The sequence below is a fragment of the Streptomyces sp. R21 genome (assembly GCF_041051975.1).
Taxonomy (GTDB): domain Bacteria; phylum Actinomycetota; class Actinomycetes; order Streptomycetales; family Streptomycetaceae; genus Streptomyces.
The window spans coordinates 6,699,373-6,714,909 of the sequence record NZ_CP163435.1 but is presented as its reverse complement, the minus strand read 5'-3'; the positions used below and the strand labels follow the sequence as shown (position 1 = coordinate 6,714,909).

Sequence of the window (15,537 nt, the reverse complement as noted above, 5' to 3'; positions counted from 1 at the left end):
GACAGGGGTTTCTGTCACTTGATCCGTCCGTGACCGGTTACCCGATCCGTCCGGGACCGGTCACTTGCCCTGGGCGGGCCAGCAGGTCGGGTCGCCCTTGCACCAGACGGTCTCGGTGACGGTCACGGTGGGTCCGGGCTGTCCGTTCGTCGGCCGGTAGGTGACGGGCGGGGTGTACGTCGGTTGGCTGGTGGCGTTGCAGTTGCCGAGGCCGCTGACGTGGAACCACTCCTTGCCGCCCACCGTGGCCCGCAGGTCCCCGCGCACGCAGGCGCCGTTGACCGCCCGGGTGACCTTGCCCTTGACGCTGATGTCACGCCCGTCGGACGTCTGCCCCCGGCAGTCGACCTCGGCGACGGTGTTCTGACTCTGCGAGGGCGTCTTCCCCGGCGTGTAGGCCTTGTTGGCCCCGCCGTACGAGGCCGTGCAGGTGAGCCAGTTGACGTCGACGTGCTGCCGCTCGAGTTCCTTCGTCGCGGTCTGGTCCGTGGTGTACGACACGACGGCGGAGCTCATTCCGTCCGTGGGCTCGCACGCCGCCACACCGAACACCCCGACCGCTCCGAGCCCCAGAGCGGCCAGCGTCTGCTTGCGTCCCATCCGGTGCCGGATACGCCTCAAAGCCCCCATAGACGGCAGCCTGCCACTGCGACGGCCGCCGCGGTAGACCGCAAGCAGACACTCCACTCCCGCACTTGCGGGAATCGAACGGCCGGTCGCTTCCCGGCGCGCCGGTCAGCCGCTGCGCAGCAGCAGCCACTCCTGAAGTTCCACGAGGTTGCCCTCGGGATCCTTGAGGTGGGCGACACGCATGCGGTCGGTCATCGGTGCCGGGCCGTGCAGGATGTCCCCGCCGCGGGAGGCGACGGCCTCGCAGTAGGCGTCCAGGTCGTCGACGCGCAGCACCACCAGGGAGCGGTGACCGCTCGCCGAGTCGCCCAGTTCGCCCAGGACTTCGGCCATCATCGAGCGGTCCTGGAGGGCGATGCCCGCCGAGCCTATGGCGGGGCTGAACTTCTCGTACGGCCCCTCCGTCGCCCCCGACTGGGGCTTGAGGCCGAGGACTTCGCCGTAGAAGTGGTAACAGGCGGCGAAATCCGAGACGAGCAGCCGTACTTGTGCGAGTTCCACGCATCCCCCAACGGGTGTCGGTCAGGCCCAGCGGCCCGTGCGGCCCAGCAGCAGCGCCGTCGCCGCCGTTCCGGCGGTCGACGTGCGCAGCACGCTACGCCCGAGACGGTACGCCCTCGCACCTGAGTCGGCGAAGAGCGCCAACTCATCGGGGGACACGCCACCTTCGGGACCCACCACCAGCACGATCTCACCAGCGGCCGGGAGTTCGGCGGTCGCGAGCGCCTCGCTGCCCCAGGCGCGGTCCTCGTGCAGTACGGCGGCGAAGTCGGCTTTGGCGAGAAGTGCGGCAACCTGCTTGGTCGTCGCGGCGTCCGCGACCTCCGGGAAGCGCACCCGGCGGGACTGCTTGCCCGCCTCACGGGCGGTGGCACGCCACTTGGCGAGCGCCTTCAGGCCCCGCTCGCCCTTCCACTGGGTGATGCAGCGGGAGGCGGCCCAGGGGACGATCGCGTCGACTCCGGTCTCCGTCATGGTCTCCACGGCGAGTTCGCCGCGGTCGCCCTTGGGGAGGGCCTGTACGACGGTGATGCGCGGGCTTTCGGCAGGTTCCTCGGACACCTCGTGCAGCCGGACGATCAGCCGGTCCTTGCCCTCGGTGCCGATCACCTCCGCCTCGGCCCACCGTCCGGCGCCGTCCGTGAGGACGATCTCCTCGCCGGACCGCAGCCGCTTCACGGAGACGGCGTGCCGTCCCTCGGGGCCGTCGAGCACGAACCGACCACCGTCGCCGGTACGGAAGTCGTCGACCACGAACACCGGTGCGGTCATCGGGCCTTGCCTCCGGTCTCGCGCTTCGAGCAGGCCGACAACGCTGTCGTCGCGGCGGCGAGTTCGGCGGTGAGGACCTCCACGAGCTGTCCGGCGGGCAGTTCGCGGGCCATGCGGTGGCCCTGTCCGGCCCACAGCGCCATGCCCTGCGCGTCGCCCGCCTTGGCCGCGGCCTTGCGCAGCCCGGAGGTGAGGTGGTGGATCTGGGGGTAGGCGGCGGGCGCGTACGGGCCGTGCTCGCGCATGAAGCGGTTGACGAGGCCGCGCGCCGGGCGTCCGGAGAACGCGCGCGTCAGCTCCGTACGGACGAAGAGCGGGTTGGTCAGGGCCTGCTTGTGCAGCGGGTTGGCGCCGGACTCGGGGGTGGCGAGGAACGCGGTGCCGAGCTGGGCGGCGCTCGCGCCCGCGGCGAGGACGGCGGCGATCTGGCTGCCGCGCATGATGCCGCCGGCCGCGACGATCGGGATTCCCACGGTCTCGCGGACCTGCGCGATCAGTGAGAGCAGTCCGATGCCGCTGCCGTCGGTCTCCGGGTTGTCGCGGTGGGTGCCCTGGTGGCCGCCCGCCTCGACGCCCTGCACGATCACGGCGGCGGCGCCCGCCCGCTCGACGGCGAGGGCCTCATCGGCGGTGGTCGCGGTGATCAGGGTCAGTGTGCCGGCCCGCGCGAGGGAGTCCAGGACCTCGCGGGTCGGGATGCCGAAGTGGAAGGAGACCACCGGCACCGGGTTGTCGAGGAGGACGGCGAGCTTGGCGTCGTAGCCGTCGTCGCGTCCGCTGTCCGGGTCGCCGAGTTCCGTCTCGTACCAGGCGGCCTCACCGGCCAGCTGGTGGGCGTAGACCTCGATCGCGCCCTTGTCCGCGTACTCGGGCTGCGGCATGAACAGGTTGACCCCGAAAGGCCGTCCCGTGAGCCCGCGCAGCTGCTTGATCTCCTGGTACATGCCGTCGGCGGTCTTGTACCCGGCGGCGAGGAACCCGAGCCCGCCGGCTTCGCACACGGCGGCCGCGAGCTGCGGGACGGAGACGCCGCCCGCCATGGGCGCCTGCACGATCGGGTGAGGGAAGAGATCGGTCAGTGCGGAGGACATGACGGCATGTTGTCACGTCCTTCGTACAAGTCCGAATCCGGCCCGGGCGTGGCCTATGCCAGACGGATGGGCTCGTCCCAGGCCGTCGAACGGCGGCCTGGGGGCCCGTCTCAGCGTCCGTTGAAGGCGTCCTTCAAGCGCGAGAACAACCCTTGCTGACCCGGCTGGAACTGCCCCGTGGGCCGCTCCTCGCCGCGCAGCACGGCCAGCTCCCGCAGGAGCCGCTCCTGCTCGGGGTCGAGCTTCGTCGGGGTGGTGACCTCGACGTGCACGATGAGGTCGCCGCGGCCGCCGCCGCGCAGGTGCGTGACACCGCGCCCGTGCAGCGGGATCGACTGCCCGGACTGCGTTCCGGGACGGATGTCGACCTCCTCCATCCCGTCGAGCGTCTCCAGCGGCACCTTCGTGCCGAGGGAGGCCGCGGTCATCGGGATGGTGACCGTGCAGTGCAGGTCGTCGCCGCGCCGCTGGAACGTGCTGTGCGGCAGCTCGTGGATCTCGACGTACAGGTCACCGGCGGGGCCGCCGCCGGGGCCGACCTCGCCCTCGCCCGCGAGCTGGATCCGCGTGCCGTTGTCCACACCGGCCGGGATCTTCACGGTCAGGGTCCGGCGCGAGCGCACCCGCCCGTCGCCCGCGCACTCCGGGCAGGGGGTCGGGACGACGGTCCCGAAGCCCTGGCACTGGGGGCAGGGGCGCGAGGTCATGACCTGGCCGAGGAAGGACCGGGTGACCTGCGACACCTCGCCGCGGCCGCGGCACATGTCACACGTCTGGGCCGTGGTGCCCGGCGCCGCGCCCTCACCGCTGCAGGTGGTGCAGACGACGGCCGTGTCGACCTGGATGTCCTTCGTGGTGCCGAAGGCCGCCTCGTCGAGCTCGATCTCCAGCCGGATCATGGCGTCCTGGCCGCGGCGCGTGCGCGAGCGCGGCCCGCGCTGCGACGCCGTACCGAAGAAGGCGTCCATGATGTCCGAGAAGTTCCCGAAGCCGCCCGCGCCGAAGCCGCCCGCGCCACCGCCCGACTGGGACAGCGGGTCGCCGCCGAGGTCGTAGACCTGCTTCTTCTGCGGGTCCGACAACACCTCGTAGGCGGCGTTGATCTCCTTGAAGCGCTCCTGCGTCTTCGGATCGGGATTGACGTCCGGGTGCAGCTCGCGGGCGAGCCTCCGGAACGCCTTCTTGATCTCGTCCTGGGAAGCGTCGCGGCGTACGCCGAGTACGGCGTAGTAGTCCGTGGCCACTTACGACTCCGCCAGGATCTGTCCGACGTACCGTGCCACCGCTCGTACCGCTCCCATCGTTCCCGGGTAATCCATGCGGGTCGGTCCGACCACGCCAAGTTTCGCTACTGCTTCGACGCCCGAACCGTAGCCGACGGAGACCACGGACGTGGAGTTGAGTCCCTCATACGCGTTCTCGTGACCGATCCGTACGGTCATGCCCGAATCCCCCGCCTCCCCAAGCAACTTGAGAAGCACGACCTGCTCCTCCAGCGCTTCGAGGACCGGTCGGATGGTGAGGGGAAAGTCATGTCCGAAGCGGGTGAGATTGGCGGTGCCGCCGATCATCAGCCGCTCCTCGGTCTCCTCGACGAGCGTCTCCAGGAGGGTGGAGAGCACCGTGGCGACCGTACCCCGGTCCTCCGCCTCGAAGCTGTCGGGGAGGTCCTGCACGAGCTGCGGGACGTCCGCGAAGCGGCGGCCCGCGACCCGGGCGTTGAGCCGCGCCCGCAGATCCGCGAGCGAGGTCTCCCCGAACGGCGCCGGGCAGTCGATCATGCGCTGCTCGACCCGGCCGGTGTCCGTGATCAGCACCAGCATCACACGGGCGGGGGCCAGCGACAGGAGCTCCACGTGCCGCACCGTCGAGCGGGTCAGCGAGGGGTACTGCACGACGGCGACCTGCCGGGTGAGCTGCGCGAGCAGCCGTACGGTGCGGCCCACGACGTCGTCGAGGTCGACCGCGCCGTCCAGGAAGTTCTGGATGGCGCGGCGCTCGGGGGCGGTCATCGGCTTGACGCCCGCGAGCTTGTCGACGAAGAGCCGGTAGCCCTTGTCCGTGGGGATGCGTCCGGCGCTGGTGTGCGGCTGGGCGATGTACCCCTCGTCCTCCAGGGCCGCCATGTCGTTGCGGACCGTCGCGGGCGAGACCCCGAGCCGGTGCCGCTCGGTGAGCGCCTTGGAACCGACCGGTTCCTCGGTCCCGACATAGTCCTGGACGATGGCGCGCAGCACCTCGAGCCTTCGTTCACTGAGCATCGCGCACACCTCCAGCGGTCTTCCAGCGGTCCACAAGCGGACTTCCTGCGGCTCCTCGCCTGGCACTCAGCGCGTGCGAGTGCCAGCGTTCCCCGGCCCAGTGTACGGCTGTGGGGTACGGCCCCGGCAAGGGCGGCCCTGCGATGTCACGCCGAGGTGTACCGACCTGTCCTGCGATGTCTTGCCGAGATGCGCTCTCGGTCACGCCCTCGCCGCTAGCGTCGGGCCATGAAGGTGACTTGGGAAGAGGCGGGGTGGGAGGAACTGGCCCCGCGGGCCGGGCGGCGGCGGCTTCCGGTGTGGGACTGCACGGTCGGGCTGGTGGTCGGTGAGGGCGCGGCGCTGCTGATCGACGCGGGGTCGAGCCTGAGTGAGGGCGCACGGCTGCGGGCCGAGGCGCAGCAACTGCTCGGCTCGCCGGGCGGCGGCCGTCGTGTGACGCACCTCGCGCTCACCCACCCGCACTTCGACCATGTCTTCGGCGCGGCGGCGTTCGCGGGTGTGGAGGTGTTCGGCGCGGTGGGTGTGGACGCGGTCCTGACGCAGGACCGGGAGGAGCTGCGCGCGGACGCCGTCCGCAATGGGCTGGACGCGCGGGCGGCCGCCGAGGCGGCGGACCTCCTCGTCCGGCCCCGCCATGTCGTGTCCGGCGAGTGGACGCTCGACCTGGGCGGCGGTGTGCAGGTGCTGCTGGCCAACGTGGGCCCGGGACACACCTGCCACGACCTGGCGGTGCTGGTGCCGGCCACGGCCTCCTCTCCGGAGGTCGTCTTCTGCGGCGATCTGGTGGAGGAGTCGGGCGAGCCGCAGGCCGGCCCGGACGCGGTCCCGTCCCACTGGCCGGCGGCGCTGGACCGGCTGCTCGACCTGGGCGGCGAGGACGCGGTGTACGTGCCCGGTCACGGGACAGCGGTGAATGCGGCGTTTGTCCGGGCGCAGCGGGACGCGCTGGCGGACCGCTTCGGCGTGTCGTAGGAGGGTGCCCGGCGTCGGCGCGCGGCTTCTCCTATCGTCATCCGAATGCGCCCACCCGTCTCCCACCACCGCCCTTCCAACGAGGGCCCTTCGGGCCCGCAGCCCCGTCTGTACTCTCCGGACCTGACCCCGCCGTGGAAGAAGCCCAAGTCCGTGCCCGAGGTCCCGGCGGACCCGGGGCTGGTGGTCGAGGAGCCCGGCACGGGTTTCTGCGGTGCGGTGATCCGCTGCGAGGCGGGCACGGTGACGCTGGAGGACCGCTTCGGCAAGCACCGGGTGTTCCCGATGGAGCCGCGGGGCTTCCTCCTGGAGGGCAGGGTGGTGACCCTCGTGCGACCTGCCTCGGGCTCGGTACGCCCCACCCGTACGGCATCCGGTTCGGTGGCCGTCCCCGGGGCGCGCGCCCGGGTGGCCCGCGCCGGGCGGATCTACGTCGAGGGCCGCCACGACGCCGAGCTGGTCGAGCGGGTCTGGGGCGACGACCTGCGCATCGAGGGCGTGGTCGTGGAGTACCTGTCGGGCGTGGACGACCTGCCGTCGATCGTGGCCGAATTCGCCCCGGGCCCGGATGCGCGTCTCGGCGTGCTGGTGGACCACCTGGTCCCGGGCTCGAAGGAGTCCCGCATCGCGGAGGCGGTCACGAGCGAGCACGCGCTGGTCGTCGGCCACCCGTACATCGACGTGTGGGAGGCGGTGAAGCCGTCGTCCGTCGGCATCCCCGGCTGGCCCCGCGTCCCGCGCGGCCAGGACTGGAAGACGGGGGTGTGCCGCGCCCTGGGCTGGCCGGAAAACACCGGCGCGGCCTGGCAGCACATCCTGTCCCGGGTGCACTCCTACAAGGACCTGGAGCCGGAACTCCTGGGCCGGGTGGAGGAGTTGATCGACTTCGTCACGGCCGGCGGTGAGGGCTGACGCTGGCGTGCTCTGGCGTGGGCGCCTTTCGCAGGGGGTCCGGTGGGCGGGTCGGGGCCGTGCGTACGCGGCCGCGGGTCGTGGTCGCTCACCCTGCGGGCAATCGTGCCGCTGGGGCGGCACGGGTGGGCGCAGGCGGCGCCCCGTAAGCGCCAGGCTGCGCGACCCACCCCCGCCCAGCACCACCGCCGGGTGACTGTTCGAACAAAGGGTGACCGGGGTTTGCCCACCCGCCCCGGTGGGGTCAGTCCACCAGGTCTCGGACCACCGCGTCGGCCAGGAGGCGGCCCCGCAGTGTGAGGACGGCGCGGCCGTCGGCGTAGGGAGCGGGGTCGAGGAGGCCCTCGGACAGCGCGCGCCGGGACGCTGCAAGACCATCCGGCCGGAGCAGGGAGAGGGGGCAGCCCTCTCGGAGGCGTAGTTCCAGGAGGATGCGTTCGACGCGGCGGTCCTCCTCGGAGAGGAGTTCGCGGCCCGCGCCGGGGGACTTCCCGGCCGCGAGCGCGCCTGCGTACGCTCCCGGATGCTTCACGTTCCACCAGCGCACGCCGCCCACGTGGCTGTGGGCGCCGGGGCCCGCGCCCCACCAGTCGGCGCCGCGCCAGTACAGCTCGTTGTGCAGGCAGCGGGCGGCCTCGGAGGTGGCCCAGTTGGAGACCTCGTACCAGTCGAGGCCCGCCGCGGACATCACCTCGTCGGCGATGAGGTAGCGGTCCGCGTGGACGTCGTCGTCGGTCATGGGGACCTCGCCGCGGCGGATGCGCCGGGCGAGCTGGGTGCCCTCCTCGACGATCAGCGCGTACGCGGAGATGTGGTCGGGGCCGGCGCCGAGGGCCGCGTCGAGCGAGGCGCGCCAGTCGTCGTCGGTCTCGCCCGGCGTGCCGTAGATCAGGTCGAGGTTGACGTGCTCGAAGCCGGCCGTGCGGGCCTCGGCGACGCAGGCCTCGGGGCGGCCGGGGGTGTGGGTGCGGTCCAGGACCTTCAGGACGTGCTGCCGGGCGCTCTGCATGCCGAAGGAGATCCGGTTGAAGCCGCCGGCCCGGAGGGTCGCGAGGTAGGCCGGGTCCACGGACTCCGGGTTCGCCTCGGTCGTCACCTCCGCGTCGTCCGCGAGCCCGAATTCGTCGCGGATCGCCCCCAGCATCCGTACGAGATCGCCGGCGGCCAGCAGCGTCGGGGTGCCGCCTCCGACGAAGACCGTGCGGACCGGGCGCGGGTCGTCGCCGAGGACCTTGCGGGCGAGGCGGACCTCGTCGGTCAGGGTCGACGCGTAGTTGTCGCGGGAGGCGAGGACGCCGCCGGTGCCTCGCAGCTCGGTCGCCGTGTAGGTGTTGAAGTCGCAGTACCCGCAGCGGGTCGCGCAGTACGGGACGTGGAGGTAGAACCCGAGGGGGCGCTCGGCGGCGCCGGCCAGGGCGTGCGCGGGCAGCGCGCCGTCGTCGGGGACGGGCTCACCGTCGGGGAGTGCGGAAGGCATGCCTTCCATTGTCCCGTACGGGCGGGCATCCGCCGTACGGGCGCCCGGTCGCCGGATGTGGCCGGCTACTCCGCCTGAAGCACCAGCAGCGCCAGATCGTCCTCCGGGGGCTTGTCGCCGAACTCGTGCACGATCCTGCGGATGCGTTCCGCGATGAGCTCGGCGCTCAGTCCCGCGCAGCCGGCGAGGGCCCCTGCGAGGCCTTCGTCGTCGTCGAACTGGCGGTGGCCCGAGCGCCGCTCCGTCACGCCGTCCGTGACGCACAGCACGGTGTCGCCGGGGTGCAGCTCGAAGGTCTCGGCGGTGTAGGTCGCGTCCTCGACGACACCGAGGAGGGTCTGCGACCGGGCCACCTCGCGCACCTCGCCGGTGGGGCCGAGGAGCAGCGGCAGCGGGTGCCCGGCCGAGGCCAGCGTGCAGCTCACTCCGCCGTCGAAGGGCACGAGTTCGCCGTAGAGCAGGGAGAGGAAGCGTGTCTGGGGGCCTTCGTCCGGGCCGAGCGAGGGGTCCCCGGTCGCGACGAGGGCGCGGGCCGCCGCGTCCGCCGCCTCGGTCGCGTCGTCGAGCAGCAGCTGGTTGAGGCGGTCGAGGACGTCCGGGACGTCGTAGCCCTCGCGGGCCAGCAGCCGCAGCCAGGGCCGGGCCAGGCCGATCACGACGGCCGCCTCGGGCCCCTTGCCCTGGACGTCGCCGACGGCGAAGCACCAGCGGCCGTCGCCCGCCGGGAACAGGTCGTAGAAGTCGCCGCTGGGGCCGCCCTTGTCGAGCGGCTCGTACACGAGGGCGCTGCTCACGCCGGGGATCTCGGCGACGGCGCCGGGCAGCAGGCCGCGCTGCAGGATGCGGCTGATGGTGGCCTGGCGCGCGTACTGGCGGGCCGCGCCGATGGCGAGGGCGACCCGGCGGGTGAAATCCTCGACCAGGCCGCTGACCTCGTCGGGGAAGCCGATCACCCCGGCCCGCCCGATGACGAGGGTGCCGAGCGGCCGCCCGCCGGCGATCAGCCGGTACGCGAGGGCCGACCCGCATGTCCTGCCGGCGCCCAGCGCCTCACCGGGCCAGGGCACGGCGACGGCACGCGAGCGCACCGAGTCGGGCAGCCGCGGCGGGTCCTTCTCCAGGGCGCGGCGCAGTTCCTCGATGCGGTTCTCGCTGCCGTGCCAGACCCGGGCGAGCCGCGGTCCGAGGTCGACGCCGAGGCCGCCCCGGCCCGCCCGGCCGGTGGCCTCGTCCTCCAGCCACACCGCGCACCAGTCGGCGATGCGCGGGACGAGCAGCTGTCCGGTGAGCGCGGCGACGAGGTCCTCGTCGAGCTGGCCGGCGAGCAGGTCGGAGGCCTCGGCGAGAAAGGTGAGGGCGCCACGGTTGACCCAGTCCTGATCCTGCCGGTCTCTGCGGCGCGGCTCGGTGCTGAAGGCCTCGGAGGCCCGCAGGCCGCGCTCCAGGGCGTGCTGACCGGCGTACGTCTCCTCCTCGCGCTCCTCCAGGGGCTGTCCCCTGTCGAGGGGCAGCCGGGCCCAGACGGTTTTCAGGCCGGTGCGGTAGGTGATGCCCCAGGCTTCGGAGAGCGTGGAGACGAGTCGCAGGCCGCGGCCGTACTCGGGGGTGCCGTGGGGGCGCTCGGCGGCTTCGTCGCGTACCGCGCGCGCCGGGTGGTGGTCGGAGACCTCGACGACCAGCGTGCCCGGCGATCCGTCGTCGGCGAGCTCCAGGCGGCACACCAGCTCGACGTCGGTGCCGGCGTGCACGACGGCGTTGGTGACGAGTTCACTGACGACGACCATGGCGTCGTCGGCCGGCCATTCGCGGGCCTGCCGGTCCTCGGCCGGTCCGAGGCCTGGCCCGTTTCCGGTGTGCCTGCCGTGCTCCGACTCGGCTCTGGGCAGGGCGAGTTCGGCCCAGTCGGCGAGTGCGGCGCGGGCGAATTCGCGTGCGGCTCCGGGCGCGAGAGGGGTGCCGGGCAGCGAGACGCGCGCCACCGTTTCCTGGCCGGCGCGGTGGTGCGCCGGCGTATCAGGAGCACGGGCAAGGGACTCCCGTTGCGTCGGAATTACCCCCACGGTGGTGCTCCCTGAGCAGTTCGGACGAATACGCCTCAGACGACACGGACAGAGTGACAGACTGACCCCGCCCATAAGCGCCGAGTTACCGAAGTGGGCCGCCATGAGTGAGAACAGTGCTATGCGTGTGCTCGAAGACGGACAGATTCGGGCATCGGATCTCCGCCCGCTGCTCGCCGCGATGACAGCCGCGCGCGACGGCGACTTCAGCAAGGTGCCGGAGACGGGGCACGGCCTGGTGGCCGATCTCGGCTCGGCGTTCAACCAGATCATGGACCGCAACACCCACTTCAACTCCGAGGTGCAGCGCGTCCGCAGGGAGCTGGTGCGGCACGGGCGGCTGGACGAGCGGCTGGCGGCGAGCCCCGGGCAGGGCAGCTGGACGAGCCGGGTCAACGACGTGAACCTGCTGCTGGACGCCCTGGTGGCGCCCGCGGCGAACGCGACGCGCGTTCTGGACGCGGTGGCCGGCGGCGATCTGACCCAGCGGGTCGACCTGCACGACGGCAACCGGCAACTGCGCGGCGACATGCGCCGGCTGGGCCGGGCCGTCAACAAGATGGTCGATCAGTTGTCCCTCTTCACGGGCGAGGTGACGCGGGTCGCGCGCGAGGTCGGAACGGAGGGGCGGCTCGGCGGCCGGGCCAAGGTGACGGGCCTGTCGGGCAGTTGGCGGGATGTGACCGAAGCGGTCAACACGATGGCGTCCCGGCTGACGGCCCAGGTGCGGGACATCGCCCTGGTGACCACGGCGGTGGCGCGCGGCGACCTGACCCGTACGGTGACCGTCGAGGCGACGGGTGAGCTGCTCGAACTGAAGCTCACCGTGAACACGATGGTCGACCAGCTCTCCGCGTTCGCCGACGAGGTCACCCGGGTGGCCCGCGAGGTCGGCACGGAGGGGCAGCTGGGCGGGCGCGCGCAGGTGCGCGGGGTGTCCGGGGTCTGGAAGGACCTCACCGACAACGTCAACTTCATGGCGTCGAACCTGACGTCGCAGGTCCGCAACATCGCCCAGGTGACGACGGCCGTCGCCAACGGCGACCTCTCGCAGAAGATCACCGTCGACGCGCAGGGCGAGATCCTCGAACTGAAGTCGACCATCAACACCATGGTCGACCAGCTCTCCGCCTTCGCCGACGAGGTCACCCGCGTGGCCCGCGAGGTCGGCACCGAAGGAAACCTGGGTGGGCGCGCCCAGGTGCGCGGGGTGTCGGGTGTCTGGAAGGACCTCACCGACAACGTCAACTTCATGGCGGACAACCTGACGTCGCAGGTCCGCAATATCGCCCTCGTCTCCACGGCCGTGGCGCAGGGCGACCTCGGCAAGAAGATCACGGTCGAGGCGAAGGGCGAGATCCTGGAGCTGAAGTCGACCATCAACACCATGGTCGACCAGCTCTCCGCCTTCGCCGACGAGGTCACCCGCGTGGCCCGCGAGGTCGGCACCGAAGGAAACCTGGGTGGTCAGGCCCAGGTGCGGGGCGTGTCCGGCGTGTGGAAGGACCTCACCGACAACGTCAACTTCATGGCACTGAACCTGACTTCGCAGGTCCGCAACATCGCCCAGGTGACGACGGCCGTCGCCAACGGCGACCTGTCGAAGAAGATCACCGTCGACGCGCGCGGCGAGATCCTGGAGCTCAAGGACACCGTCAACACGATGGTGGAGCAACTGCGCGCCTTCGCCGACGAGGTGACCCGTGTGGCCCGCGAGGTCGGCACCGACGGGCGGCTGGGCGGCCGGGCCCAGGTGCTCGGTGTCTCGGGCGTCTGGGCGGACCTGACCGACAACGTCAACTACATGGCCGACAACCTGACTTCGCAGGTCCGCAACATCGCGCAGGTGGCCACCGCCGTCGCCCAGGGCGACCTCTCCAAGAAGATCGACGTGGACGCGCGCGGCGAGATCCTGGAGCTGAAGACCACCATCAACACGATGGTGGACACGCTGTCCTCGTTCTCGTCCGAGGTCACCCGGGTGGCCCGCGAGGTGGGCTCCGAGGGCCAACTCGGCGGCCAGGCGCGGGTCGAGGGCGTGTACGGCACCTGGAAGCGCCTGACGACGAACGTGAACGAGCTCGCGCTCAACCTCACCACCCAGGTCCGCGCGATCGCCGAGGTGGCCTCGGCGGTGGCCCAGGGCGACATGTCCCGCTCCATCACCGTGGAGACCCAGGGCGAGGTCACCGAGCTCAAGGACAACATCAACCTGATGGTGGCCAACCTCCGCGAGACCACCCGCGCCAAGGACTGGCTGGAGTCGAACCTGGCACGCCTGGCCGCGCTGATGCAGGGCCACCGCGACCTGATGGAGGTCGCCGACCTGATCCTGCGCGAGCTGACCCCGCTGGTGAACGCGCAGTACGGCGCCTTCTTCCTGGCCGACCCCGACGAGGACTCGCTGCGGGCCGCCATCCCCGCCAAGGGACTCGCCTTCATCGCCGGATACGGCTCCGCGCAGGGCGCGACCGTCGACACGGGCGGCATGCCGGTGCACGGGCTCGTACGGCAGGCGGCGCGCGAGAAGAAACGGATCCTGGTGGACGAGGCCCCGCCGGACTACATCAAGATCAACTCCGGTCTCGGTGAAGCCGCTCCCGCGAGCGTCGTCATCATCCCGATCCTCTTCGAGGACAAGCTGCTCGGCGTGATCGAGCTGGCGTCCTTCTCCCGCTTCTCCGACGTCCACCTGGCGTTCTTCGACCAGTTCGTGAACACCATCGGTGTCGCGATCAACACCATCATCGCCAACTCCCGTACGGAGTCGCTGCTCGGCGAGTCCCAGCGCCTCGCGATCCAGTTGCAGGACCGATCCGACGAACTCCAGTCACAGCAGGCCGAGTTGCAGCGCTCCAATGCCGAACTGGAGGAGAAGGCGGCCCTGTTGGCCACCAGCTCCCAGTACAAGTCGGAGTTCCTGGCGAACATGTCGCACGAGCTGCGCACGCCGCTCAACTCGCTGCTGATCCTGGCCCGGCTGCTCTCCGACAACCCGGACGGCCATCTCACCGATCAGGAAGTGCAGTTCGCGACCACGATCCACCGCTCCGGGTCCGATCTGCTCCAGCTGATCAACGACATCCTCGACCTGTCGAAGATCGAGGCCGGCCGGATGGACGTACGCCCGAAGAAGCTGCCGCTGATCAAGCTGCTCGACTACGTGCACGCCACGTTCCGTCCGCTCACGCTCGACCGGGGGCTCGCCTTCGAGGTGACGGTCGGCGAGGACGTACCGCGCGAGATGTGGTCGGACGAACAGCGGCTCCAGCAGATCCTGCGCAACCTGCTGTCCAACGCGATCAAGTTCACCGCGAGCGGGCGCGTCGAGCTGCGCGTCAGCCGCATCAAGGACCCCGATCACACCTTCACCCGCGGCGACAACGACGACGTGATCGCCTTCGAGGTCTCCGACACCGGCATCGGCATCGCCCCGGAGAAACTCCCGGTCATCTTCGAGGCGTTCCAGCAGGCCGACGGCACCACCAACCGCAAGTACGGCGGCACCGGCCTCGGCCTGTCCATCAGCAGGGAGATCGCGGGCCTGCTGGGCGGGCGCATCGTGGCCGAGAGCATCCCCGGCCGGGGGTCCACCTTCACGCTGTACGTCCCTGTCGTCAGCCCGGGACACGCGGCGACCGGCCCCGTACCGGAGGACCGCCCGCTGCCCGGGCCCGGACCCGAGCAGCTGTCCACCGAGCCGTACACCGCCCACGACACCGACGACTCCTGGCCGACGCCCACCAAGCTGGAGGCGTGGAAGGCGGGCCGGGCGGGCCAGGTGCTGCCCGGGCGGCGGGTGTTGATCGTGGACGACGACATCCGCAACGTCTTCGCGCTCACCCACGTCCTCGGCCGGGTCGGCATGCCCGTCCTGTACGCGGAGAACGGCCGCGAGGGCATCGAGACGCTGGAGCGCAACCCCGACGTCGAACTCGTCCTGATGGACATCATGATGCCGGAGATGGACGGCTACGAAACCATCTCCGCCATCCGCCACACCCCCCGCTGGACGGGGCTGCCGATCGTCGCGCTGACCGCGAAGGCGATGCCCGGGGACCGCGAGAAGTCCATCGCGCGGGGCGCCAACGACTACGTACCGAAGCCGGTGGACGTCGACCAGTTGCTCACTGTCGTCTGCGCCCTCCTCGACCCGGAAAGCCCGAACGGCGACGAGCCCGTCGACCACACCGCCGAGGCCGTGACACCGGGTCCGGGCAACTCAGGGGAGCCCACCAGCCCTCCGACGACCGAGTGAGGCACCGCCACCATGACAACAGCTGAGGCAACGACCGACGAGCGCGCCAGCATCCTCCTCGTCGACGACATGGAGGACAACCTGATCGCCCTGGAGGCCGTCCTGGGGTCCCTCAACGAGCCGCTGGTACGGGCCCGTTCGGGCGAGGAGGCGATGAAGGCCCTACTGAGGCAACGATTCGCCGTCGTCCTGCTCGACATCCGGATGCCGGGCATGGACGGGTTCGAGACCGCCGCGAACATCAAGCGGCTCGACCAGACCAAGGACGTCCCGATCATCTTCCTGACGGGCACCGACGCCGACGCGGGCTACGCCTTCCGCGGATACGCGACCGGCGCCGCCGACTATCTGACCAAGCCGTTCGACCCGTGGGTGCTGCGCGCGAAGGTGACCGTCTTCCTCGATCTGCACCGCAAGAACCAGCAGTTGGAGAAGATGCTCGCCCGCGAGCAGGAGCAGTTCGACGAACTCGCGACCCGCCTCAAGAAGATCGAGACCCACATGGCGGCCAGCAGCCTCCAGGACGTCTTCGAACTGCGCCACAACGTCCACGAGATGGAGGAGCTGCTGCGCGAGATGCGCAGGGGGCGGGGGCTGTAAC

At 71.2% G+C, this 15,537-nt stretch carries 12 protein-coding genes; 4 read left to right on the top strand and 8 right to left on the bottom strand.

The window, feature by feature from the left end; genetic code table 11:
* Positions 1-60: 60 nt before the first annotated feature.
* The 6 genes from AB5J56_RS29905 to hrcA all read right to left on the bottom strand — a co-directional run bounded on the left by AB5J56_RS29905 (position 61) and on the right by hrcA (position 5,254).
* Positions 61-600, bottom strand: a complete 540-nt coding sequence (locus AB5J56_RS29905) for a hypothetical protein (protein ID WP_369236881.1) — start codon at positions 598-600, stop codon at positions 61-63.
* A gap of 135 nt (positions 601-735) precedes the next feature.
* Positions 736-1,131 carry a VOC family protein gene (locus AB5J56_RS29900; RefSeq protein WP_369236879.1) on the bottom strand — a complete coding sequence of 132 codons (396 nt, stop codon included), beginning with the start codon at positions 1,129-1,131 and terminating at the stop codon, positions 736-738.
* A gap of 21 nt (positions 1,132-1,152) precedes the next feature.
* Entirely contained in the window at positions 1,153-1,902 is a 750-nt protein-coding gene (locus AB5J56_RS29895) for a 16S rRNA (uracil(1498)-N(3))-methyltransferase (RefSeq protein WP_369236877.1), read from the bottom strand.
* Positions 1,899-2,993 carry a nitronate monooxygenase gene (locus AB5J56_RS29890; RefSeq protein ID WP_369236875.1) on the bottom strand — a complete coding sequence of 365 codons (1,095 nt, stop codon included), beginning with the start codon at positions 2,991-2,993 and terminating at the stop codon, positions 1,899-1,901. The genes AB5J56_RS29895 and AB5J56_RS29890 overlap by 4 nt, the downstream gene beginning before the upstream one ends.
* Before the next feature lie 110 nt (positions 2,994-3,103).
* Positions 3,104-4,237 (bottom strand): molecular chaperone DnaJ, encoded by a 1,134-nt coding sequence (gene dnaJ, locus AB5J56_RS29885; protein WP_369236873.1) that lies wholly within the window; start codon positions 4,235-4,237, stop codon positions 3,104-3,106.
* On the bottom strand, positions 4,238-5,254 hold the full coding sequence (gene hrcA / locus AB5J56_RS29880; protein WP_369236871.1) for a heat-inducible transcriptional repressor HrcA: 1,017 nt from the start codon (positions 5,252-5,254) through the stop codon (positions 4,238-4,240).
* 228 nt (positions 5,255-5,482) lie between these two features.
* Between hrcA and AB5J56_RS29875 the strand changes: the two genes are divergently transcribed.
* Both AB5J56_RS29875 and AB5J56_RS29870 read left to right on the top strand, forming a co-directional pair.
* Positions 5,483-6,229: an MBL fold metallo-hydrolase gene (locus tag AB5J56_RS29875; protein WP_369236869.1), complete on the top strand. Its 747-nt coding sequence runs from the start codon at positions 5,483-5,485 to the stop codon at positions 6,227-6,229.
* A gap of 45 nt (positions 6,230-6,274) precedes the next feature.
* On the top strand, positions 6,275-7,141 hold the full coding sequence (locus AB5J56_RS29870) for a DUF3097 domain-containing protein (protein WP_369236867.1): 867 nt from the start codon (positions 6,275-6,277) through the stop codon (positions 7,139-7,141).
* A 244-nt stretch (positions 7,142-7,385) separates the two neighbouring features.
* Here the strand turns inward: AB5J56_RS29870 and hemW are convergent, their stop codons facing one another.
* A complete protein-coding gene (gene hemW, locus AB5J56_RS29865; RefSeq protein ID WP_369236865.1) occupies positions 7,386-8,618 on the bottom strand; it encodes a radical SAM family heme chaperone HemW in 1,233 nt (410 codons plus the stop codon).
* 65 nt (positions 8,619-8,683) lie between these two features.
* Positions 8,684-10,678, bottom strand: a complete 1,995-nt coding sequence (locus AB5J56_RS29860; protein WP_369236863.1) for a SpoIIE family protein phosphatase — start codon at positions 10,676-10,678, stop codon at positions 8,684-8,686.
* A 103-nt stretch (positions 10,679-10,781) separates the two neighbouring features.
* On the opposite strand from AB5J56_RS29860, the gene AB5J56_RS29855 reads away from it, so the two are divergent.
* Both AB5J56_RS29855 and AB5J56_RS29850 read left to right on the top strand, forming a co-directional pair.
* Positions 10,782-14,936 (top strand): HAMP domain-containing protein, encoded by a 4,155-nt coding sequence (locus AB5J56_RS29855; protein WP_369236861.1) that lies wholly within the window; start codon positions 10,782-10,784, stop codon positions 14,934-14,936.
* Positions 14,937-14,948: 12 nt separating this feature from the next.
* A complete protein-coding gene (locus AB5J56_RS29850; protein WP_369236859.1) occupies positions 14,949-15,536 on the top strand; it encodes a two-component system response regulator in 588 nt (195 codons plus the stop codon).
* Position 15,537: the final 1 nt, after the last annotated feature.

Bases quoted from the DNA above. Each gene is read 5' to 3' on its own strand.
- AB5J56_RS29855 (WP_369236861.1), top strand. From the start codon at position 10,782: ATGAGTGAGAACAGTGCTATGCGTGTGCTCGAAGACGGACAGATTCGG.
- hemW (WP_369236865.1), bottom strand. From the start codon at position 8,618: ATGCCTTCCGCACTCCCCGACGGTGAGCCCGTCCCCGACGACGGCGCG.
- AB5J56_RS29890 (WP_369236875.1), bottom strand. From the start codon at position 2,993: ATGTCCTCCGCACTGACCGATCTCTTCCCTCACCCGATCGTGCAGGCG.
- AB5J56_RS29895 (WP_369236877.1), bottom strand. From the start codon at position 1,902: ATGACCGCACCGGTGTTCGTGGTCGACGACTTCCGTACCGGCGACGGT.
- AB5J56_RS29850 (WP_369236859.1), top strand. From the start codon at position 14,949: ATGACAACAGCTGAGGCAACGACCGACGAGCGCGCCAGCATCCTCCTC.
- AB5J56_RS29905 (WP_369236881.1), bottom strand. From the start codon at position 600: ATGGGACGCAAGCAGACGCTGGCCGCTCTGGGGCTCGGAGCGGTCGGG.
- AB5J56_RS29870 (WP_369236867.1), top strand. From the start codon at position 6,275: ATGCGCCCACCCGTCTCCCACCACCGCCCTTCCAACGAGGGCCCTTCG.
- AB5J56_RS29875 (WP_369236869.1), top strand. From the start codon at position 5,483: ATGAAGGTGACTTGGGAAGAGGCGGGGTGGGAGGAACTGGCCCCGCGG.
- hrcA (WP_369236871.1), bottom strand. From the start codon at position 5,254: ATGCTCAGTGAACGAAGGCTCGAGGTGCTGCGCGCCATCGTCCAGGAC.